The organism is Nitrosopumilus sp. (assembly GCF_025699255.1).
In the GTDB taxonomy this organism is placed as follows: domain Archaea; phylum Thermoproteota; class Nitrososphaeria; order Nitrososphaerales; family Nitrosopumilaceae; genus Nitrosopumilus.
The window spans coordinates 167,757-189,173 of the sequence record NZ_JAILWA010000002.1 but is presented as its reverse complement, the minus strand read 5'-3'; the positions used below and the strand labels follow the sequence as shown (position 1 = coordinate 189,173).

General features: G+C 33.1%; 25 protein-coding genes and 3 tRNA genes. 15 read left to right on the top strand and 13 right to left on the bottom strand.

Annotated elements, in window-relative coordinates; translation table 11 throughout:
• Nucleotides 1-2: 2 nt before the first annotated feature.
• The 3 genes from K5781_RS03150 to K5781_RS03140 all read right to left on the bottom strand — a co-directional run bounded on the left by K5781_RS03150 (nucleotide 3) and on the right by K5781_RS03140 (nucleotide 3,117).
• Nucleotides 3-1,550: an acyl-CoA carboxylase subunit beta gene (locus K5781_RS03150; protein WP_297440633.1), complete on the bottom strand. Its 1,548-nt coding sequence runs from the start codon at nucleotides 1,548-1,550 to the stop codon at nucleotides 3-5.
• A gap of 101 nt (nucleotides 1,551-1,651) precedes the next feature.
• Nucleotides 1,652-1,963 (bottom strand): hypothetical protein, encoded by a 312-nt coding sequence (locus K5781_RS03145; RefSeq protein ID WP_297440631.1) that lies wholly within the window; start codon nucleotides 1,961-1,963, stop codon nucleotides 1,652-1,654.
• The gene (locus K5781_RS03140; RefSeq protein ID WP_297440872.1) at nucleotides 1,960-3,117 is read right to left on the bottom strand and encodes an AAA family ATPase; all 1,158 of its coding nucleotides are present in this window, start codon (nucleotides 3,115-3,117) and stop codon (nucleotides 1,960-1,962) included. Before K5781_RS03140 ends, K5781_RS03145 begins: the two co-directional genes overlap by 4 nt.
• 258 nt (nucleotides 3,118-3,375) lie before the next feature.
• Between K5781_RS03140 and cas5 the strand changes: the two genes are divergently transcribed.
• The 4 genes from cas5 to K5781_RS03120 all read left to right on the top strand — a co-directional run bounded on the left by cas5 (nucleotide 3,376) and on the right by K5781_RS03120 (nucleotide 6,378).
• The gene (gene cas5, locus K5781_RS10135; RefSeq protein ID WP_366847871.1) at nucleotides 3,376-3,459 is read left to right on the top strand and encodes a CRISPR-associated protein Cas5; all 84 of its coding nucleotides are present in this window, start codon (nucleotides 3,376-3,378) and stop codon (nucleotides 3,457-3,459) included.
• An 864-nt stretch (nucleotides 3,460-4,323) separates the two neighbouring features.
• Nucleotides 4,324-5,124 carry an inositol monophosphatase family protein gene (locus tag K5781_RS03130; RefSeq protein WP_297440627.1) on the top strand — a complete coding sequence of 267 codons (801 nt, stop codon included), beginning with the start codon at nucleotides 4,324-4,326 and terminating at the stop codon, nucleotides 5,122-5,124.
• Between the two features lie 132 nt (nucleotides 5,125-5,256).
• Complete coding sequence (locus tag K5781_RS03125) at nucleotides 5,257-6,099, top strand: FAD-binding oxidoreductase (RefSeq protein WP_297440625.1); 843 nt, start codon at nucleotides 5,257-5,259, stop codon at nucleotides 6,097-6,099.
• 111 nt (nucleotides 6,100-6,210) lie between these two features.
• On the top strand, nucleotides 6,211-6,378 hold the full coding sequence (locus K5781_RS03120; RefSeq protein ID WP_297440623.1) for a DUF1059 domain-containing protein: 168 nt from the start codon (nucleotides 6,211-6,213) through the stop codon (nucleotides 6,376-6,378).
• A gap of 1 nt (nucleotide 6,379) precedes the next feature.
• Here K5781_RS03120 and K5781_RS03115 read toward each other — a convergent pair whose 3' ends face one another.
• The 3 genes from K5781_RS03115 to K5781_RS03105 form a co-directional block, all read right to left on the bottom strand.
• Entirely contained in the window at nucleotides 6,380-7,456 is a 1,077-nt protein-coding gene (locus tag K5781_RS03115; RefSeq protein WP_297440621.1) for a glutamyl-tRNA reductase, read from the bottom strand.
• 11 nt (nucleotides 7,457-7,467) lie between these two features.
• Nucleotides 7,468-8,271, bottom strand: coding sequence for a hypothetical protein (locus tag K5781_RS03110; RefSeq protein WP_297440619.1), 804 nt, complete (start codon nucleotides 8,269-8,271; stop codon nucleotides 7,468-7,470).
• Between the two features lie 135 nt (nucleotides 8,272-8,406).
• A tRNA-Asp gene (locus tag K5781_RS03105) sits at nucleotides 8,407-8,484 on the bottom strand.
• A gap of 96 nt (nucleotides 8,485-8,580) precedes the next feature.
• Between K5781_RS03105 and K5781_RS03100 the strand changes: the two genes are divergently transcribed.
• Nucleotides 8,581-8,654 (top strand) — tRNA-Lys (locus tag K5781_RS03100).
• A gap of 14 nt (nucleotides 8,655-8,668) precedes the next feature.
• On the opposite strand, the gene argH is transcribed toward K5781_RS03100, so the two are convergent.
• The gene (gene argH, locus K5781_RS03095) at nucleotides 8,669-10,129 is read right to left on the bottom strand and encodes an argininosuccinate lyase (RefSeq protein ID WP_297440616.1); all 1,461 of its coding nucleotides are present in this window, start codon (nucleotides 10,127-10,129) and stop codon (nucleotides 8,669-8,671) included.
• Nucleotides 10,130-10,178: 49 nt separating this feature from the next.
• Here argH and K5781_RS03090 point away from each other — a divergent pair, with 49 nt between their 5' ends.
• Entirely contained in the window at nucleotides 10,179-10,502 is a 324-nt protein-coding gene (locus tag K5781_RS03090) for an iron-sulfur cluster assembly protein (protein ID WP_297440614.1), read from the top strand.
• Here K5781_RS03090 and K5781_RS03085 read toward each other — a convergent pair.
• The 4 genes from K5781_RS03085 to K5781_RS03070 are packed head-to-tail and all read right to left on the bottom strand — an operon-like array spanning nucleotide 10,499 to nucleotide 13,759.
• On the bottom strand, nucleotides 10,499-11,266 hold the full coding sequence (locus K5781_RS03085; protein WP_297440612.1) for a succinate dehydrogenase/fumarate reductase iron-sulfur subunit: 768 nt from the start codon (nucleotides 11,264-11,266) through the stop codon (nucleotides 10,499-10,501). The genes K5781_RS03090 and K5781_RS03085 overlap by 4 nt on opposite strands.
• Before the next feature lie 2 nt (nucleotides 11,267-11,268).
• The gene (locus K5781_RS03080) at nucleotides 11,269-11,613 is read right to left on the bottom strand and encodes a succinate dehydrogenase (RefSeq protein ID WP_297440610.1); all 345 of its coding nucleotides are present in this window, start codon (nucleotides 11,611-11,613) and stop codon (nucleotides 11,269-11,271) included.
• 1 nt (nucleotide 11,614) lies between these two features.
• A complete protein-coding gene (locus K5781_RS03075; RefSeq protein ID WP_297440608.1) occupies nucleotides 11,615-12,046 on the bottom strand; it encodes a succinate dehydrogenase in 432 nt (143 codons plus the stop codon).
• Nucleotides 12,047-13,759, bottom strand: a complete 1,713-nt coding sequence (locus K5781_RS03070) for a succinate dehydrogenase/fumarate reductase flavoprotein subunit (protein ID WP_297440606.1) — start codon at nucleotides 13,757-13,759, stop codon at nucleotides 12,047-12,049. It lies immediately after the preceding gene.
• 95 nt (nucleotides 13,760-13,854) lie between these two features.
• Between K5781_RS03070 and K5781_RS03065 the strand changes: the two genes are divergently transcribed.
• The 3 genes from K5781_RS03065 to K5781_RS03055 are packed head-to-tail and all read left to right on the top strand — an operon-like array spanning nucleotide 13,855 to nucleotide 16,597.
• Nucleotides 13,855-14,364: a PadR family transcriptional regulator gene (locus tag K5781_RS03065; protein WP_297440870.1), complete on the top strand. Its 510-nt coding sequence runs from the start codon at nucleotides 13,855-13,857 to the stop codon at nucleotides 14,362-14,364.
• A gap of 43 nt (nucleotides 14,365-14,407) precedes the next feature.
• The gene (locus K5781_RS03060; protein WP_297440604.1) at nucleotides 14,408-15,697 is read left to right on the top strand and encodes an MFS transporter; all 1,290 of its coding nucleotides are present in this window, start codon (nucleotides 14,408-14,410) and stop codon (nucleotides 15,695-15,697) included.
• 57 nt (nucleotides 15,698-15,754) lie between these two features.
• Nucleotides 15,755-16,597 (top strand): isocitrate lyase/PEP mutase family protein, encoded by an 843-nt coding sequence (locus K5781_RS03055; protein ID WP_366847870.1) that lies wholly within the window; start codon nucleotides 15,755-15,757, stop codon nucleotides 16,595-16,597.
• Between the two features lie 29 nt (nucleotides 16,598-16,626).
• Here K5781_RS03055 and K5781_RS03050 read toward each other — a convergent pair whose 3' ends face one another.
• A complete protein-coding gene (locus tag K5781_RS03050) occupies nucleotides 16,627-16,914 on the bottom strand; it encodes a DNA-binding protein (protein WP_297440600.1) in 288 nt (95 codons plus the stop codon).
• 115 nt (nucleotides 16,915-17,029) lie between these two features.
• On the opposite strand from K5781_RS03050, the gene K5781_RS03045 reads away from it, so the two are divergent.
• Nucleotides 17,030-17,587 carry a HEAT repeat domain-containing protein gene (locus K5781_RS03045; RefSeq protein WP_297440597.1) on the top strand — a complete coding sequence of 186 codons (558 nt, stop codon included), beginning with the start codon at nucleotides 17,030-17,032 and terminating at the stop codon, nucleotides 17,585-17,587.
• On the opposite strand, the gene K5781_RS03040 is transcribed toward K5781_RS03045, so the two are convergent.
• Nucleotides 17,569-17,642, bottom strand: a tRNA-Ala gene (locus K5781_RS03040). The genes K5781_RS03045 and K5781_RS03040 overlap by 19 nt on opposite strands.
• 125 nt (nucleotides 17,643-17,767) lie before the next feature.
• On the opposite strand from K5781_RS03040, the gene K5781_RS03035 reads away from it, so the two are divergent.
• Genes K5781_RS03035 through K5781_RS03015 form a run of 5 tightly spaced genes read left to right on the top strand, consistent with a single transcriptional unit; the run spans nucleotide 17,768 to nucleotide 21,415 of the window.
• The gene (locus tag K5781_RS03035; RefSeq protein ID WP_297440595.1) at nucleotides 17,768-18,613 is read left to right on the top strand and encodes an FAD-binding oxidoreductase; all 846 of its coding nucleotides are present in this window, start codon (nucleotides 17,768-17,770) and stop codon (nucleotides 18,611-18,613) included.
• Nucleotides 18,614-18,664: 51 nt separating this feature from the next.
• On the top strand, nucleotides 18,665-19,267 hold the full coding sequence (locus K5781_RS03030) for a hypothetical protein (protein ID WP_297440593.1): 603 nt from the start codon (nucleotides 18,665-18,667) through the stop codon (nucleotides 19,265-19,267).
• Nucleotides 19,268-19,295: 28 nt separating this feature from the next.
• Entirely contained in the window at nucleotides 19,296-20,213 is a 918-nt protein-coding gene (locus K5781_RS03025; RefSeq protein WP_297440591.1) for a branched-chain amino acid transaminase, read from the top strand.
• Nucleotides 20,214-21,149, top strand: coding sequence for a Gfo/Idh/MocA family oxidoreductase (locus tag K5781_RS03020; protein WP_297440589.1), 936 nt, complete (start codon nucleotides 20,214-20,216; stop codon nucleotides 21,147-21,149).
• Complete coding sequence (locus K5781_RS03015; protein ID WP_297440587.1) at nucleotides 21,146-21,415, top strand: Trm112 family protein; 270 nt, start codon at nucleotides 21,146-21,148, stop codon at nucleotides 21,413-21,415. Before K5781_RS03020 ends, K5781_RS03015 begins: the two co-directional genes overlap by 4 nt.
• Nucleotides 21,416-21,417 lie beyond the last annotated feature (2 nt).

Below are 21,417 nucleotides of genomic sequence, written 5' to 3'. Positions count from 1 at the left end.
AATCACAAATTGATATTACCATGTTTTCTTGGAAGTTGTTTTTCTCTCTTGTTTACAAGCATTTTGAGTGCTTTAATCAACATAGGTCTTGTTTCAGCAGGATCAATTACATTATCAACAGTTCCATGAGATGCAGCAACGTAAGGATTTTCAAATTTTTCTGCAAATTCATCAATTAATTGTTTCTTAAGTGCTTCAGGATCTTCAGCAGTTTGTAATTCTTTTCTATACATGATTTTTACAGCTGCTTCTCCACCTAGAACTGCACATCTAGCAGTTGGCCATGCATAATTCATATCAGTTCTAAGATTTTTACTCCCCATTGCAATGTATGCACCACCATATGCTTTTCCAATTACTAAAGTAATTCTTGGTACAGTTGCTTCACAATATGCATACAACAATTTACTACCATGTCTAATGATACCATTATGCTCTTGATTAGAACCAGGCATGTATCCAGGAGTATCTACCAAAGTAATTATTGGAATGTTAAATGAATCACAAAATCTAATAAAACGTGCTGCTTTGTTTGATGAATCAATATCAAGTGCACCTGCAAGGTGCATTGGGTTATTTGCAATAATTCCAACAACTTGTCCATCCATTCTTCCATAACCTACAACAACATTTGGTGCAAAGAGTTCATGTACTTCAAAGAACTCATGATTATCTACAATTGAATTTATGATTTCTTTCATATCATAAGGTTGTAATGGATTTTCAGGAATTATATTGATGAGATTATGATCTAATCTATTTGGATCATCATCTGTTTTTGTTTTAGGTGGTTCTTCAGTATTATTTTGTGGGAGAAATGAAATTAATTTTTTAATGTAATCCATACACTGGTATTCATTATCTGCAACAAAATGTGCAACACCGCTTTTTGAACCATGAGTCATTGCACCTCCAAGATCATCAAAAGATATTTCCTCACCTAATACTGTCTTAACAACATCAGGTCCTGTAACAAACATAGTTCCTGCTTTTTCTACCATGATAACAAAGTCTGTCATAGCAGGTGAATATACAGAACCACCTGCAGAAGGTCCTATACTTGCAGTAATTTGTGGAATTACACCTGATGCAAGTTGATTATGATAAAAGATATCTGCAAATCCATCAAGACTCATTATTCCCTCTTGAATTCTAGCGCCACCAGAATCCATAATTCCAATAATTGGACATCCAGTTTTAACTGCATGATCCATTAGTTTACAGATTTTTTTAGCTCCCATCTGACTTAGTGTTCCACCAAGAACAGTAAAATCATATGCAAAAACAAAGATTTGTCTGCCATTTACATTTCCATATCCTCCAACTACACCATCAGTAAAGAATTTCTTTTTCTGCATATCATATTCATGATAATGATGTGTAGTCATTGGATCAATTTCTACAAAAGAGCCCTCATCAAGTAGTAAATCAATTCTTTCACGAGCTGTTAATTTTCCCTTATCATGTTGTGCCTTGATTCTATCTTGGCCGCCACCTTGTAATGATGTGTTTTTCTTTTTAGTATAATCCTCAATCTTTTCAGAATGCACGGTATTCTAAAGCAAGACGGTTTCCTATATTAATTTAGTTTGAGAAGAACAAATTATGAAATTTTTACAAAATATCAATGATCGTTGTTTTTTTTAGAATTTCAAGTGTTAAGAATTGGAAATTTCTTGTTTACAGATTTTTGATAAGTACTAAAAGTATCCTTTTCTTCGCTACATTTCTTACAGATACACAGTTGAGATACATTTGGTATATCACAATTTTCTTGGAATTCACATTGAGAACAACCTGCAGGACTTCCACATACAATGCATTGTAATTCGTTTGTTTGGGCACATTTCTCATGCTTTACGCCCAACCCTTTTGCCCAAAGACCAATTTCATTTATAGATATTTTTTCATTGCAAACAATACAGGTTCCAGGAAATTTCATTGGAATTTTTCTCCAACTCATTTTATTAGTTCAATCTCCTTTTCAATAATATCTCCAAAAGTTTCTTCCAATTCTAATTCAAGTGTTTTATTTTTGATACAAAATAATGCAAACGGTAAACATAATGAAACAAAAGAACTTGAAGACAAATGTAATTTTCTTGACATTATCGATGACAGAGCTTTGATTTTTGCGCCATCCCAACGAATTCTATTAAGTAATGGCCATGATAAATTGTATTGTGCGTATCTGATTCTATCATCATTTTGATATAATTTAATTAAAATGTCATTTAGATAACGAAGTAATCTCCAATTTTGCGTTTTCATTATTTTGCCAAAAAGCATATCAGCTTCGGACATAATTTCTAAATATTTTGCAAGAGTATCATTATCTAATTCACTTGTTATGATACTAGAATAAAATGCATTGATTTTTTCTCTAGGATCGATTTGCATCGAATACAAAACACTTCTAGCTTCTTCAATGGAATTTGCTTTAAAGAATGCATTTACTCCATCTTCAACATTGATAGTTTCAAAAGTGTTTTCAGTCTGAGGATTAAATCCTGTTACCAACGATTGCGTAAAGTTGATCATAGAGCGAATATCTCCTTTTGATTTGTCAATTACTTTTATTAATGCTCCAGGACTTAGTTTTGCACTTTGTTTTTGCAAAATATTTTCAAGATAGACTCGTAATAATCTTGGTGGAATTTTTTTGAATTGAATTGTTTTTACAACTTTTTTGATACTTTTCATTTTATCAGAATCATCACTATTTGCAGCAAGGACAATTGGAACTGTAGGCTCTTTGAGAATATCAACAAGTGCTGATGCACCACCATAATCACCACGACCATGAATTCCATCAACTTCATCTACAAAAATCATAGGAGTTCCCATGACACTCACATTTGACAATACAGGCATAAGAATTTCATTTATTCGTGATTTGCTTCTTACATCACTTGCATTAAGTCCAATCATATCATATCCAAATTGTTTGGCTACCAGATATGCTATCGTAGTTTTTCCAATTCCAGGAGGACCTACTAAAAGTAATGGTTTTGTGCCTTTTTTCCATTTAACAAACCATTCACTAATTGCTGCTCGTGCTTCTTCGTTTCCCACCATGTCAGAAATATTCTGAGGTCGGTATTTTTCAGACCACATCAATGTAATCACTTGGGAAGTTTAGATTGATACTCTAACCATTTATTGGCTTTGTGTAATTTATTGTACCAAAATTGATTGTAATGCTCTACAGTCAAAAATAAAAATTCTAGGAATTCTTTGTGTGAAAAATTATCAGGAAGTAAATCAAGTGTAAGTCTTGCATCTTTTAAATATAAATTACTTTTTTCTAAAGTAACTTCAAATCCTTTTTTGACGTCATTTGCTAATAGTGAATAATAAAGTGGCCAAGAGGGTATTTTTACAAAACCATTTTTAATTGAATCTTCAATTTCATTACCACATCCAACGCCTTCAGCTGCACGAGCCATTCCAAGATAGAAAATTTCTCCCAGAGGTCTTTCTGCTAAAGCCATGTTTCTACCAGCAGTTCCCATTACAGCACGATATTTTTTGTAAGACAATGTCATTTCTTCTTCGGTAATTTCTGTTGGTTTTGATTTTAATTTTTCATCAAGATATTGTCCAACTCTCGCATCTTCAAATCCAGCTTCAAATTCTTTTAGAACTTGTTCCCCACCTTTTGAAATTTTATCCCTTGCCAATTTCAAAATATATGGATTCATCAATTTATAATCATCTAGAAATTCTAAATCTTCATCCTTGTCAACAATTCTATCCATAGGTTCACTAAGATCAATTGCAAGAATGTGTCCTTCAACCATATCTTGTTTTAATTGAGGATCATCTCTACCAGAATATTCTGCTGCGGCATCAAACAATCCATTAAAAACTGGAAATGTCATTTTTACAAAATTTGAATTCAGTATTCGATTTACTCTATCTTGTATTACTTCAAGACTAGCTAATTTTGATTTTATAGGCTCAATTTCAGATGCATTTAGTATAATTTCAGTAGAACCTACTTCATTTCCAAAAGATTGTTGTGTGGAATTTGGATTTGTATCAGATTCAATTTCATGTAATAATCCCTTTGCAAATCTTTCTGCAAAGTTTGGGAATTGATTTTCAGTTTCTTCTTTGTATTTGTTAAATAATTTGTAACCTTTTGATTTAAACAAAGCTTGTTTCATAATCTGTTTTCCAGGTTTTGTACTCATCAAAGCTTCCTTACTAATTACAGATTGATCCTTGCCACTCACAAACGTTTAGCTTCTTTATTGTTATTTATGCTTTCAAAACAATAATTTCTTCACTTAAATTACGAATGAGTGATTTGACAGCATGGAAGTAATAGAAATTCTGCGTGAAGCTTCAAACAGAATTTATGAAAACGTAAAAGAACTTGCAGGTACAGATGATGCCGCAGGAGATTTTGGGATAGGAGCAGGAGGAGATATTTCAAGAAACATTGACATTATTGCAGAAAAAACTGTGTTAGATTATCTTAAAGAAATTAATTTTGAGTGTGTTGTATTAGGCGAAGAATGTGGACGAGTTGAATTATCTGACAACCCTAAAGGATTTATCATAATGGATGCAATTGATGGTTCTGCAAATGCAGTAAGAGGTGTTCCTTTTTTCTGTAGTTCATTAGCATTTGCAACCAAAAACAAACTTAGTTCAATATCAGATGGTGTAATTACAAATCTTTCAAATGGTGAAACGTATTGGGCATCAAAAAATCATGGAGCATTTTTTAATAATAAACAAATCAAAGTTCACACAAAAAATCCAGTTTACAAAATAGTTGGAATTAACACATCAGGTGCGTCAATTGAATTGATGAATAAACTCTATCCAGTTTTTGAAAAACATGATCATACTAGACATTTTGGCGCAAATGCATTAGAGATGGCAATGTTTGCAAGAGGTTTAATGGATATTTTCATAGATTTGAGAAATAAAATTAGAATTCAAGATATTGCAGCAGGATATGTAATTGTGAAAGAGGCAGGAGGCATGCTTTTAGATTCTAATTTGAATCCTCTTGATGCAGATCTTAGTTATGAAACAAGAGTTTCATTTGTTGCAGCAGCTAATCAAGAAATTCTTGATGAAATAATGTCTCAAATTAAAAAGTAATTTTTTGAATAAAAAATTGGAAAATTGCTAATAGTTTGATGATTTATTTAACATTCTTGAGTTTTCATCAGATCTTGCAAGTCGGTAGATAAGAGAAATATATTTAACCAAAGTCAGGAAAAAACTTCTTGTATGGTATCTGAGATGAAAGCAAAGGTCGTCTATAGCGAATTGCTCAAAGAAGATCTTGTAATTATTAGATTAGTTCCAGAAAATGGAATGCCAGAATACAAAACAGGGCAGTTTTTGACGATAGGACTTCCAATTCCTGCAGAAAAAAAAGTTGTAAGAAGAGCATACTCAATTGCATCACATGCAGAAAATAGAGATTATTTTGAATTTGTTATTAGATGGGTAAGAAAACCACTTCCAGGTCGTGTAACTACTGAATTATTTTATCTAAGTGTAGGAGATGAAGTTTCTCTTGGGGAACCAACAGGAGCTGCACTGCAAATTAGTGACAAATTACCTAATGGTAAAAAAGATAATCGTAGAGTAATTTGTGTTGGTGGTGGAACAGGATTGGCACCATTTATTGCATTTGCAAAACATTTCCATGATACAAACGATAAACGGGAAATAGTTGTTCTTCATGGTGCAAGTTATGTTGATGAGTTAAGCTACAAACGTTTGTTAACAGATTTAGAATTAGAGAGTGAAAAAAGAGGAAGAGACAAATGGAATTTCCGTTACAGGGCTGCAATCAGTAGACCAAAAGAATATTTCAATAGATCATGGAATGGTCATGTAGGAAGAGTAGAATCATTTTTCAAACCAGACAAAAAATCAGGGCTATCACCAGTAGAAGAAATGGTTGGAGAAGAATTAACTCCAGAAAACACCATTATCTACATTTGTGGCTATCAAGGAACTATTGATGGAGTCATCGATTACTTGGGACCAAAAGGGTTCGTTACGGAACATGAGAAAAAACCTGATGGAAGTTTTGGTATCAAGTATGAGTCATATGGATAAAAAATTCTAAAAACATTAGATAAAATTTCATTTTTTACTCAATTTTAAAACTAGTTGTCTCTATTCATTACTTACCTGTGGATTTTTATATTGATTATTTTTCATCAAAGTATGGCAAAACTCAAGTGTAACGATTATGGATTTGAATGTGATTTCGTTGCAGAGGGAGAAATGGAGTCAGTAATTGATGAATTTCAAAAACACACTGATGAAGAACACGGAATAGATTATTCTAAAGAAGCCATAATGCAATTTCTCTTAAGAAAGCAAGGATTATAGATTAAGCATCTAGTCTTTTCATTCTAGCAGACAAAACAGGTAATTCTTTGTCAATAATTTTCTCTACAGCAGGAACAATACCCACTCTAGTTTTTACACTTTCTTCATAAATTTCTGCAATTTGATCTCTGAACAATAATTTGATTCCAGGGAGTGCAGTTATTCCTTCATCTACAGTTCTAGGTTCTGATAAATCTAAAATCAGTGTACCTTTTTTCTTTTCTTCCATCACCAATCTAATTCTCTCATATGTAATTAAGAAATAATCAGAAGTTGTTGCAACAAAGATAATGTCATATTTATCAAAACCTGCTAGTACATCATTAAAATCAACAGGAGTTCCACCAAGAATTGTTGAGAAACCAGTAGCCCTATCCAAACTTCTACTGGTAACATCAAATGCAACATCTTTTTTTGCCAGTGTTTTTGCAAGCATAGCTGCAGGTTCACCAGTACCAATTACAAGAACTTTTTTCTTTGAATCAAGACCAGCTTTTTCTTCAACAAGTTTCACTGCTATGTCACCTAATGAGATTACATCTTTTGCAATTCCAGTAGTATCTCTCATTCTTGCAGCTAGACGTATTACACTATCAAACAATTTGTTGAGGATATTTCCAGATACGCCTGCATTCTTTGCATCCGTAATTGCTTTAGTGATATCATCAAAGACACTTTGCCATCCAATGACTAACGAATCCAATCCAGATGCCAATCTTAAAAGATGCAAATATACATCATCACCTTTGTAAACTTCAAGTGTTTGATCAAAGTGATCAATATCTATTTGTTCCAAAGAAGATAAAGAAACCCAAGTATCTTTAATTTGGTTTAAAACAAGTGTTTTACCTTCAACTCTTCTTGCATCAGGAGAATCATCAGTTTCAACATTACTTACTGTAAATATTTCAACTCTAGTTGCAGTTTGAATAATAACACATTCCTCAACACCAGGTATTTTTTTAAATTCTGCACATGCTGCAGCAATATCTTTGAAAGCAAATTTTGAAATAGTATGAATAGGAACATTTTTGAAAGTTACTCTCGCATTCATTACATCAAAAGATACGTGACTCAAATCATACACACCTATGCCTTAATCTTATTCCGTCCACCTTTAGCAGTTCTAAAAACATTCATTCCAATAAAGTAATTCTCATGTAAAGATTCCAAGTAGATGATTTTATCTTCTGTATCTTTAATTTCTTTTTCTGTAGCCTCTGGATTATTTTTTAATTGTTCAAGTTTTAGTTTAGTTTCTTCTAAGAAAGAATCAACTCCTCGTTCATAATTTGAAACACCTTCAAATTCAGGGCTCAAAACATTTTCCGGTTTGTATTCAGGAGTTTGATCTTTAGGAATTTCTGCTTGTCTAGTAAGAGATTCTTGTTCATCAGCAGAAAGAATTGGTCGTGGAAAACGATCTTTCTTCTCTAACCAAAATTCAGGTTCACCCATATCTCTTCTAAAGATTTCTTCACCTTGTCTCTTAAATGTAAAATCAGATTTTGCTGCAGCATCTGCTTTAACTTCAGCAGCAATTGCTTTGTATTCTTCTTCAGCAGCTGCTTCTGCTTCAGCTTTAGCAGCTTCTGCTTTTGCAAGTGCTTCTTTAACTGCAAGTTCTGCTTCTTCAGCTGCTTTAGCTGCTGCTTCAGCTTTCAAAATTGCCTCTTCTGCAGCTTTTGCTTCTTCGGCTGCTTTTGCATCTTCAGCTGCTTTAGCATCCTTAACTGCTTTTTCTGCTTCTTCAGCTGCTTTTGTTGCTTCTTCTGCTTTGGCAACAGCTTCTTCTGGAACTTTATTTTCAATTTTGTCTTGAGATGTATTATCAGATGTTGAATCATTAGTTGGTTTTGTTTCAACTTCAGATTCTTTTTTCTCGTCAGACAACAAATTTCACTAAAATTCCCTGAATTTTAATATTCTTGTGAGATTCATCTTCAATTCATCATTATTCATCAAAAATTTCTGAAAATGTAATTTTGATCGGTACAAAATGATTTTCAACTATAATAATAGAGATAATGGCGCCCTCGGCGGGATTTGAACACGCGTCTCAGCCGTGACAGGGCCGAATTCTAGACCGGGCTATACTACAAGGGCACAAATTCATTGAATCAAATTGCCAGATTAAAAGTTTCTGTCACAACAAAATATTTTGTAAAAGACTAAATTATACAGTTAAAGCATTTTTTACGAGGGTCTATGGCGCAGCCAGGTAGCGCACCGGACTTTTAATCCGGTTGTCAAGGGTCCGAATCCCTTTAGACCCGCTCTCTTATTTTATTCATTTAATGATTGCATTGATTTGTTTTTTCAACTCATCAATTGAAGAATTAATTTTATTTTCTCTTTTCAATACGTCGGATCTATATTGATTAATTTTTTGAATTCTATCAGAAATCATTCTTTTTTGTTCGTCATAACCAGATGAACCTAAAGAGGTTCTCTCTTTTAATGATGAAACTACAGTAGTAGTAGAAATAATTTTTGAGACAAGATTTGGATCAACTTTAGTATCTGATACAGATTTTTTAATTTCAGCTAAAGTGAGTTTTGAAATAGGTTTTTTTGAAATATGAGCCAGTTGAACCAAAGTTCCAGAAATTTTATGAGTCACTCTAAATGGAATTCCTTCTTGCACTAATTTTTCAGCAATATCTAATGCTATCAAATTGCTTGCTTCAGTAACTTTTTTCATTTGTTTTTCATTTACTTTCAAAGTAAGAAGAATAGATTTTAAAATTAACAATGCGCTAATTGAAATTTTTGATGTTGACCAAATGGAGGATTTTACCTGTTGTAAATCACGTCCATAACCAGATGCTAATCCTTTAACAGTTGTGAGAATTGCAGTTAAATTTCCAATGATTTCTGATGTTTTACCTCTAGTTAATTCTAGAATATCAGGATTCTTTTTTTGAGGCATAACACTTGAAGGTGAAGTAAATTCATCTGAAAGTTCAATAAAAGAAAATTCAGATGTTGACCAAATTACAAAATCTTCAGCAATCTTACTAAGATTGGTCATCAAAATAGAAATCATTGCAACATACTCTGCGACAAAATCACGTGTGCTTGTAGCATCAATCGAATTTTCAACAAGCCCGTCAAAACCCAACATCTTTGCTGTACTGTATCTATCTATAGGAATGCTTGTCCCGCCAACCGGACCTGCTCCAAGAGGACTTTGATTGATTCTATCAAATGTACCATACAATCTTTCAAAATCTCTTGTTAGAACATCAGCATGAGCTAAAAGATAATGTGAAAAAAGACCAGCTTGAGCTTGTTGAAGATGTGTATACAAGGGCATTATGGTTTTTTGGTGATTTTTGGCCACAGATACTAAGGCTTCAATAGTATCTAAAAGACAATTACATACAATATTGATGTCATCTCTAATTTTCATTCTAATATCTAAAACTACTTGATCATTACGAGATCGTGCAGTATGCATCTTTCCACCACTTGCCATTCCTGCTTTCTTAATGACCAATGTTTCAATTAACTCATGAATATCTTCGGCTCCAGACGATGCATCAAATTTTTCATTTTTCAAATTTTCTAATGCAGATAAGATTTTTTTTGCATCATTTTTTGTAATGATATTTTTTTCAAATAACATCAGAGCATGAGCTTGACTTCCAAGTATATCATAAAGAGCAATTTCTGAATCGTCATTTATCGATGAAACATAATCTAAAGTAATATCACTCAAATCAGTACCAAGACGAGAACGATACATTACCTAAGGTTCTAGAATGGTTATATATAGCATCGACGCTTTTGCGGACATGAGCCAAGATATCAAACAGATGCGAGTCAAAATATTTGATGAGCTATCAAAGATTGTGGATCCGGAAATTAACACATCAATTGTAGAATTAGAATTAATTGATGAGGTTGATATTGATAACAGCAATGTTAAAGTTGATTTACATCTAACAAGTCCATTCTGTCCAGCAGTATTCGGTTTTAAGATTTGTCAAGATGTTCACGATAATCTATTGAAAGTAGATGGTGTTGAAGACGTTAAAGTTAATGTTTCAAATCACTTTATGGCTGAACAGATTAACAATCAAGTAAACAATAGTCCAAAACCAAAAAAGTTAGGTTAACTTCTAAAACCTAACAAATAGCCTCGAAGTAGTTGAATTCCCATTGCAGGATCAACACCTTTTGGACATACTTGACTACATGAACCGGCAAAATGACATCTCCAAATACCATGCGAATCATCAATTATTTTTAATCTAGAATCCTTGCCCTTATCTCTAGTATCAGCAACATAACGATATGCTTGAGCTAATGCTTGAGGTCCAACAAAAGAAGAATCAGTGGCCATTGTAGGGCATGCAGAATTACACAGACCACATTTGATACAATTTGCAAATTGGATGTATTGTTCTACTTCTTCAGGAGACTGTAAGAATTCCTTTTCATTAGATTCTAGTTCAGTGTCATCACGAATTAGATATGGTTTAATTTTTTGATGAGTGTCAAATAATTTTTCAAATTTTACAGCTAAATCACGAATGATAGGAAAATTATTCATCGGTTCTACTGTAACAACATCAGAGTTTAATTCACTAATTTTTGTAAAACATGCTAATCTAGGTTTTCCATTGATTATCATTCCACATGAACCACATGTTGCTTGTCTACAAGAATATCGTACAGCAACTGAATGATCAAAATGTTTTTTGACTTCTAAAATTGCTTCAAGAACAGTTGTCCATTTTTGATATGGAATTGTAAACTCCATAAATCCATTAGTTTCATCATGTTCTGGATTAAATCTTGAAATTCTAAGCGTGATAGATTTTGAAGAAGATACTGCAGTAGTATTTTGTTCATTTGCAATACTAGAAACTTGAGCCATTTCTATACCATCCCCATGTTAGTCATAATAATTGTTCTTGAGCCGTAGGCTATTAATCCAATCATTGCTGCAAGACAACCATAAGAAACAGCTTTTTCATACATCCTTCCTTGTTTTAACTCAAGTAAGATTACTCGAAGTCCATTAAATCCATGTACAGATAATAAAATCAAGATTAATTCCAGCATTGCAGCATATGGTATGAATTTGTAATTTGCAAGTACACTTTCATACTCCAAAGATTCCGCAAATCCCTGTGTTAGACGCATTAAGATGTGAACTGCAACTAAGGCAACAGCTGCTAAAGCCGTACCATAGTGAATTTTCATTATTGTACTTTCTCTCATATTACTCACCAAACATTACCGCTAAACCGTACATCATTGCAATTGCTGCTAAAAGGATTGCAGAATAAATTCCTATTTTGTGTCTGTAATTTTGTGATGCTGGATCATATGGATAATCAGGTCTTGCAGGTTTCCCTACACCAACTCCTCCATGTCCCAACATTACTCTAATTCCATTAACAGTATGAAATACACACATTGCAATTACAATTGCCAAAATTATGTGTCCTTCTGTAGTTTGAGTTAGTTCAAGAAATTCATCCCAACCAACTTGTCCTCTTAGAATATTGCTTGTTTCATAAATATGACCAATAAAATATGCCAACAGCCCTAATCCACTTAATCTCATTAACCAATATGCAACACGTTCAATTCCATATCGGCTTGGATTAGCCATTCCTTTGATACCTTCTCTATGATCATCGCTTGGCATCTAATACTTCCTCTCCACTGGCTGATATTTAGTAATTGTAACTGGATGTGTCTTCATGATAGGGCCATTAGGATCATAATATGCAAGAGTGTGATGTAAAAAGTTTGCATCATCACGTTTTGGATAATCAGTTCTTGCATGTGCACCACGAGATTCTTTTCTATTGATTGCACCAAGCAATACAATTTCTGCTACTCTGAACATAGAATCAAGTTCCATCACATTTGCAAAATTTGTATTGTACTCTTTTGCTTTATCATCAACATGTTTCCAAGTTTGTTGTTTTAATTCACGAATTTTTTTGAGGCCTTCAACAAGATTTGTTTCGTTTTTGTAAACATATGCTTTTTCATTCATTGTATCTGTTAATTGTTGTCTAATTTCATAGGGATTTGCATCTCCATTTCCTCTGAATATTCCGTCATAGATTCTCTTCTCTTCAGATGCTACCAAATGGTGGGGCCAAGGATTTGAAAAAGTATTCTTTTGAATATAGTCAATTGCCAATTCACCCGTAATTTTTCCCCATACAATACATTCAGAGGTAGAATTTGCTCCTAGTCTATTTGAGCCATGGACACTGTTACATGCAGCCTCACCGGCAGCCCAGACTCCTTGAATTTCAGTAGCACCATCAATATCAGTATGTAGTCCACCCATCATATAGTGACATACAGGTCTAATGTCAAGCAAATCTTGTGCAGGATCTTGTCCTGAAAATTTAATTGAAATTTCTCTAATTCCTCCTAATTTTTCTTTAATTTTTTCATCTCCAAGATGACGTAAATCAAGTTTCATACAATCAACACCAGTTTCATGTTTGAATCCGCGTCCTTCTTGAATTTCTGTCATAATAGATCTTGAAACAATATCACGCGGAGCTAATTCCATTTTTCCAGCTGCATATGTTTTCATAAATCTCTCTCCTTTGTTGTTAAGAAGATAACCTCCCTCTCCTCGTGCACCTTCTGTAATTAAAATTCCAGATGGTAAAATTCCTGTAGGATGGAATTGTACAAACTCCATATCTTTTAGTGCCATACCAGCACGTAATCCCATATCCAAACCATCAGGTGTAGAAGAAAGTGCATAAGTAGAAAAGCTGTATAACCTTCCAGCTCCACCTGTTGCAATGATGAGTGCTTTTCCTTTTATTGTGTAAAATGTTCCAGAACCTAATTCAATTGCAGTAACTCCCATGAATCGTTTTCCATCATGAATAATTGATGTTACAAACCATTCGTTAAGATATTCAATATTTTCATATTTTTGACATGTATCATACAATGTTTGCATTTCAAAGAAACCGACTTTGTCTGAGGCATATGTTGCTCTAGGAAAACTGTAACCACCAAAATTTCTTTGATCAATTCTGCCATCATCTCTTCTGGACCATGGCATTCCCCAATGATCTAGTTGGCGGATTTGTTGTGGCATTTCAACACATAATCTTTCTGCAACATCCTGATCTGCAAGAAAGTCACTTCCTTTGACAGTGTCATAAACATGAGATTCAATTGTGTCACCTTCATCTTCAAAAAGCACTGCAGCTGTCCCTCCTTCAGCAGAAACTGAATGTGAACGCATTACTTGCACTTTAGATACAATTCCGATTTTGAGATTAGGTGCTTTTTTTGCAGCAGCTATTGCAGCCCTTAGGCCTGCAAGGCCAGAACCACAAATAATTAAGTCAAATTCAATAGAATCTACCATTTTTCAGTCAAACTTGCTTTGGGCGGGATAAATATGTAGTAATTGTTACGCATGATCCAAAATATTAAAATATATCACTAGTGATATCGCTAGTGATGATATCTGAATGGTTTCAAAGAGTAGGAAGTTCAGTGCCAAGAGGATTTTCTAGATATTTCATATTAGAATTATTAAAGAAAACTCCACATACTGGAAAAGAGATTATTGATTATGCAGTAGAACAAAGTAATGGAATCTGGAAACCATCTCCTGGATTGATTTATCCATTGTTAGGGAGATTACTTGATGAAGGATTGATTGAAGAAACTAAGGATGGAAGATATCAGTTAACAAAAAAAGGAAAAGAGACAGCGCAAGATGTAGACAAAATAAATGATATTATAAAAAATCAACTAGATGTTTTGTTTAGATTAGGAAATGTGGGTAGATTTGTTGCAATGGACTTACTTGAGAAAATTTCTTCATTAGGTTCTATTCTGAGCTCAAATGTAGCAAATATGACTGATGAAGAGACACAAAAATATAGAAAATTCCTAGAAGAAGAATTAAAGAAGATTAATGAGAAAAATTCTAAGAAAAAAGGAAAAGAGATCAGAATAGATTAATTATTTTGAAAAGTAAAAATTAATCTATTTTTTTAATGATATTGTGACATCACTAACAAGACAACAAAAATCCATAGTTTTTGGTTCATGGCTTGGATGGTCTCTTGATGGTTATGATCTAGTTTTGATGTTACTTGTTATTCCACTAATCAGTACATTATTTTTTCCTGCAGAAGATGCTACATTTTCACTTTTAGCAACATTTGCAGCTTATATTATCACACTAATTATGCGACCATTTGGTGGTGCATTTTTTGGAAACTATGGAGACAAACATGGAAGAAAAAAAGCAATGATCATTACAATTATGGGATTTGCAGCTGCAACATTTGCAACAGGATTACTACCAACATGGCAGATGGTTGGATTTATGGCACCTGTATTACTAATTGGATTACGATTCATGCAAGGATTTTTTGCAGGAGGAGAATGGGGAAGTGGTGCAGTAATCACAATGGAAACTGCACCAAAAGAAAAGAGAGGAATCCTGTCTGGATTTTTGCAAAGTGGATTTAATTTTGGCTTTGTAATAGCCTCAGTAGTATTCTTTGGAGCAGTTTCAGCATTTCCAGGAGAACAGTTTGTAGATATTGGATGGCGAATTATGTTCTTTACAGGAATAATTCCAGGTCTAGTAGCGTTATTTGTAAGATTTAGAATGAATGAATCAGATGTATGGCTTGCAAAACAAAAACAAGAAAAGAAAACAAAATCACCATTAAAAAAATTATTTTCAAGTAAAGAAGGAAGAAAGAAGTTTATTTTTTCGTTGATTCTAATGACAGGCCTGATGTATGCATATTATACATCAATTGGATTCTATCCAACATTCTTACAAAATTATGTAGAAATTGAAAAATCTGAAGTTTCTTTGTTAATGATTGTTGGAACAACGACTTCATTGTTTGGTCAAATTTTTACAGGATTTCTAAGTCAAAGAATTGGAAGAAGAAAAACTATTGCATTTTTTGCAATTGCAGCAATTATAGTTGCAATACCTACATTCTATGGATTGTATAATGCAGAATCATCTTATGAAAGAGTAACATACACTATAGTTTTGATTATTGTTGCAACAACAGGATTTGGACCAATTCCTGCATTTTTGTCTGAAAGATTCCCAACTGAGGTAAGAAATAGTGCAAGCGGATTTATCTACAACGGTGGATTGATTTTTGGTTCATGGGCCCCACTAATTGCAGTAACAATGCTATCAAAAGGTACAGAACTAATTCCAATTTTATTAGGAATTAATGTGATAATTGGTTCGATCATCATTTTGATTGGCGCAAAAATTAATCCTGAAACAAGAGATGTAGATATTTCTAAATAATTTTTAAAATCATAAATAATTCAGAAAAAATAGAAATTCATGAAAAATTTACGTAGCATGTTAAAGTCAAAAAAACCACTTGTAATTCCAGGTGTCTATGATGCCTTGGGTGCAAAAATTGCCCAAAAGGTAGGATTTGATGCAATGTTCCAAACAGGTTATGGAACTTCTGCTACTTTATTTGGAATGCCAGATTATGGATTCATTGGAGCTACTGAAACTGTAGATAATGCTAGAAGAATTTGTAGAGCTGTATCAATACCAGTAATTGTTGATTCAGATACAGGATATGGAAATGCATTGAGTGTATGGAAATTAGTTAAAGAGTTGGAATCTGCAGGTGCTTCAGGTATTTTTCTAGAGGATCAGAAATGGCCAAAGCGTTGTGGACATATGCAAGGCAAGGATGTTGTTTCTCAAGAAGAATATACTGAAAAACTATCTGCTGCAATTGATGCAAGAGAAAATAAAGATTTCATCATAGTTGCAAGAACAGATGCAAGAGCTACAAAAGGATTAGATGAAGCAATTGAGCGTGGAAAACAAAACAAGAAAACAGGAGCAGATGCAGTTTTTGTTGAAGCACCTAGATCAGTAGATGAAATGAAAAAAATTGGAAAAGAAATCAAGGCTCCATTGGTTGCAAATATGATTGAGGGAGGGGCAACACCATTAAGTTCTGCTGAAACATTAAGTAAAATGGGATTCAACATAGTTCTTTATCCATTATCAGTTTTGTATGCAAATACATTTGCAACAATGAATATCCTCCAAGAATTAAAGAAATCAGGAAACACAACAAAATACAAACAAAAAGTTGTCAATTTTGATCAGTTCAACGATTTGGTAGAACTTCCTAAATTTAGAAAGATGGAGAAAAAGTATGAAAAATCAAAATAATAAAATAAAAAATTTCAAGTAAAGTACAATTAACTTGCGTTTTTCTTTACTTCAATTTCTATTGTGGAAACATTTCTTGTTCTACCGTCTTGTGACTCTAATGATTCTGAGCCAATTTTGATTTCTCCGATAGAGTAGCCTGCATTTTCTGTCTTTCTTGCAATGATTTGAGCTACATCGACAGCACGTCCAATGCTGAGTCCTCTAGCTTTGATGTTGACGGAAGGTAAGTTTGCCAATTGAATTAGCGTTGATGTAACATATGCCATCAATGGTTTCTTACCAATGAATACGGTGTCTCGAGTTTCACTTGACATGCAAAAATTGGTATTTAAGGATAATTTAAAGCTAAAAGTATATTTTCGAATTAAATGAAAAATTTTTGAAAAATTTGAACCATTATTAACTAGAAACAAGGAATTTAGTCATAACTTGGAAAATATTTCAAAAGTTTTAGAAAATGGAAGTAGTAAAGAAAAAATCAAAATTTTAGAGACTTTGGATAATGTAAACAATCCAGAAATTTTGGGAAAAATTATCTCTCAGTTAGATGATGATGATATCAAAGTAAGAGGGGAGGCATTTAGTTCTCTAATATTAAACAAAAACAAAATTTCAAATTTTTTAATTGATAGTTTAAAAACTGCAAATAAAAACATCAGAGGATTTGCATCATTAGTTTTAGCAAACAGAAATGAAACTGAAGCAATTCCTGAAATAATCAAACTTGTAAATGATGAACGCTCTATGGTAAGATCATGTGCACTAGGAGCATTAGGACATCTCAAAGCTAGAGAAGCTAGAGAAATATTTCTGGAAGGATTAGCAGATTCTAATTTAGAAGTAAAAAAAAGTGCATTACAAGCAATTATTGATTTAAAAATTTCAATTTCTGAAGAAAAAATTAATGAGATTTTAACAGAAAAAGATTCTGAATTAGAAAAAATGGTTTCTTTAATTAAAAAAATAAGTGGACCGGAAGGGATTTGAACCCTCGATCCGATGCATGCCATGCACCTATCCTACCGGACTAGACGACCGGCCCATTAATCAGAAATCTGATTGAAATACGGTTTTCAAATTGGTTATTAACGTTTAGCGGTCAATAAGATAATCCCGTTATGAAATTAACACAATATATTTAACCTTGCAAATGCTGATTCAATCGTTATGGTCGTAGATAACAAAGCAACTGTCACATATGTACAATTGTTGAAAGAAGATCTTGTAATTATCAGACTTGTTCCAAAAGACGGTCCTGTACCAGAATACAAAGCAGGACAATTCATTACATTAGGATTACCAAATCCTGTAGAAAATGGAAAAATTGTTAGACGAGCATATTCAATTGCATCACATCCAGAAAATAGAGATTACATTGAATTAGTTATCAGATGGGTAAGAAAACCACTTCCGGGAAGATTAACTACACAAATCTTCAACGTAAAAGAAGGAGATGAAATTTTATGGTTGAAACCAACTGGTAGAGCATTATTGATTAATGAAGAATTGACAAACGGTGAAAAAGACAACAGGAGAATTGTTTGTATTGGTGGCGGAACAGGATTAGCACCATTCGTAAGTTTTGCACAGCATCTACATGATTCAGGAGACAAACGAGAGATTGTTGTCTTACATGGTGCAAGTTATGTTGATGAATTAAGCTATAAAGATTTGTTAACTGGTCTTGAAAATGAGAGTATTGCTAAAGGCAAAGATGTCTGGAATTTCAGATACAGAGCTGCTATTAGTAGACCACAAGAATGGTTTAACAGATCTTGGGCAGGACAAGTTGGAAGAGTTGAAACATTCCTAAGACCAAGAGAAAGCGGACTTTCTCCATTAGAAGAATTAATTGAAGATAAAATTACTAAAGAGAACACAATCTTCTATGTTTGTGGATGGCAAGGTACCATCGACGGGGTAATGGACTTTTTGAATCCAAAAGGATTTGTTACTGAACATAACAAACGCGAAGACGGAAGCTTTGAAGTCAAATACGAATCGTACGGATAGAATTTTAAAAAAATCAATCATTGAAATATGAGAATTATTTACGTGATGTAATTGATTACAGCACTATATCTTGCACATCTAAATCCAGTCACAAATGCACATGTTGAGATAATTTCAGAATTAAAAAAACAAGCAGACATTGTCAAAGTGATGCCTGTTGTGTTTAAAGACGAAGATCGAGAAATTAACAGTAAAAGTTTTCCATTTAATTTTAAAACAAGAAAGAAAATGCTGGAAGCAATTTTTGGAAATTCAATCAAAATTACGGATGATTATGCTTTCAAAGCACCATTCAAAAAATATCTTCCACCACTAGTAAGAAGGAAATCCTGGAAGCTAAGAAAACAAATTCTCGATGGAGTTGAAGGTGAATATTTTTCGTATACAGGGGATAAAGCAGAAGGATATATGCTGAAAATGTATAGACTAAAACCAAAGATTGGTGAGAGAAAAACACTTTCAGCAACGTCTGTAAAAGAAAAGTTGTATGATGCAGTACTAGGTAAAAAATCAGATTGGAAAAAAGATGTTCCAGAAAACATAGTAAAAATTATTGAAGACGAATGGAAAACGGTCGAAAAATATGCAAATGAAGAAGATCAAACCACAAGAATTGTAGGAATGAAATTTCCTAAAGAAGGCTATTCAAAATAGATTAATACACATCTGATAAAGCTGTCCTATGAAACTTCCTTTATCAAAGTATGTTTGGTTTGATGGAAAGTATGTACCTACAGAAAAAGCACAGGTTCCAATAACAACACATGCAATTCATTATGGAACATCAATCTTTGAAGGGATTAGAGCATATTGGAATGGAAAAAATCTTAATGTGTTTAGATTAGATGAACATGTAAAACGATTTAGAAGATCTGGTCAATTTTATGATATATCACTTAATTTTTCTGATAAAGAAATTACAAATGCCATAATTGGAATTTGTAAAAAAAATAAAATAAAAAAATCCTGTTACATTAGACCATTTTATTTTGTAGGCGATTATGGAATCAATCTTCATGTAACAAACAATGCTCCAACAAATGTTGCCATCTTTACATTCCCATTTGGTGATTTGTTTAACAAAAACGGAATAACAGCAGGAATTGTATCATGGAGAAAATTCTCAGACATGTCAACTCCACCTCAAGCAAAAATGGGAGGAAATTATCTGAATTCCATTATAGCTACACAAGAAGCAAAACGAAACGGTGTGGATGAAGCAATCTTACTTGATCATAATGGAAATGTTAGTGAAGCACCGGGTGAAAATATATTCATTGTAAGAAATGGTCAATTAATTACACCATCACTTGCATCATCAGCATTAGAAGGTATTACACGTGATGCCATTCTCAAGATTGGAAAAGATTTAGATCTTGATGTAATTGAAAGGGACATTACAAGAAGTGAATTAATCATATCTGAGGAAATATTCCTTACAGGTACAGCAGCTGAGATTACACCAATCATCAAAATGGATTCAAAACGAATTGGAAATGGGAAACCAGGAGACATTACAAAAAAGATGATGGCAGAGTATACAGAGATAGTAATGGACAAAAATGAAGATTATTCTCATTGGTTAACTGAGGTTTACTAGATGAAAATTGTTCAGATCGGAACCGGAGGATGGGGAAAGAACCATACTAGAATTCTATCACAATTAGGGGTTTTAGTCGCTGTCTGTGATGCAGACTCTCAAAAAAGTAAGGAATATGGAGAAAAATATTCAGTAAATCATTATGAATCACTAGATGAATTATTAAAGACCGAAGAATTTGACGGAGCATTTGTTGTGACTCCTACATCAACTCATACTGAAATTGCAAAAAAGTTGCTACATGCAAAAAAGCACGTATTTGTTGAAAAGCCAATGACCTATAAATCAGAAGATGGACAAACTCTTGTAAAACTAGCAGAAAAAAACAAAGTAATTCTTACCTGTGGATATATTGAGAGATTTAATCCGGCAGTAGATGTGGTAAAAAAAATGGTCAAAGAAAAAAAATATGGAGATCTAGTAATGCTTGAATTTCACAGAGAAAACAGAATGCCACTTCACATCAAAGATGTGGGAATTATTTATGATACATCAGTGCATGATATTGATACTGCAAATTGGTTGTTTGATGATATGCCACAAGTTGTTTTTGCAAGAGCAGGAAAAATAAAACACGAACATGAGGATTTTACAAGCATAATGCTTGGATACAAAAATGATAAAGTTGCAATAATTTCATCAAATTGGATTACACCAAAAAAATTGAGAAAATTCAGTGCAGTATGTACCGATGCAATAATTTCATCTGATTTTATTACTCAAGAAATTATTGTAGAAAAAGATGAAGATTCAGAAACAATTCAAAATGAGAAACAAGAGCCACTATTACGTGAAATTCAAAGTTTTCTTGGTGCAATTGAAGGCAAGAATGAACACATTGTTAAATCACAAGAGGCAGTAAATGTAACAAAAATTGCCGAGGCAGCACTTTTATCTAGTCAAAAGGGAATTCCCATCTATCTGGATCTAAAATGAATAAAACAATGATGGATATATTGGCATGTCCAATTGACAAAAATCATCCTTTGGAATTATTTGGGATAAAGGAGAAAGATAACGTGGTTTCAGAAGGTGCAATTTTTTGTCCAAAATGCTCTCGATTTTACCCAATTATAGAAGAAATTCCAATAATGCTTCCTGATGAATTACGTGATAAAAAGCAAGAAATGGAATTTCTAAAAAACTACAAGGATAAATTGCCTGAAAAAATTATTACAAAGGCAAACCCATGGCACTTGTAAGA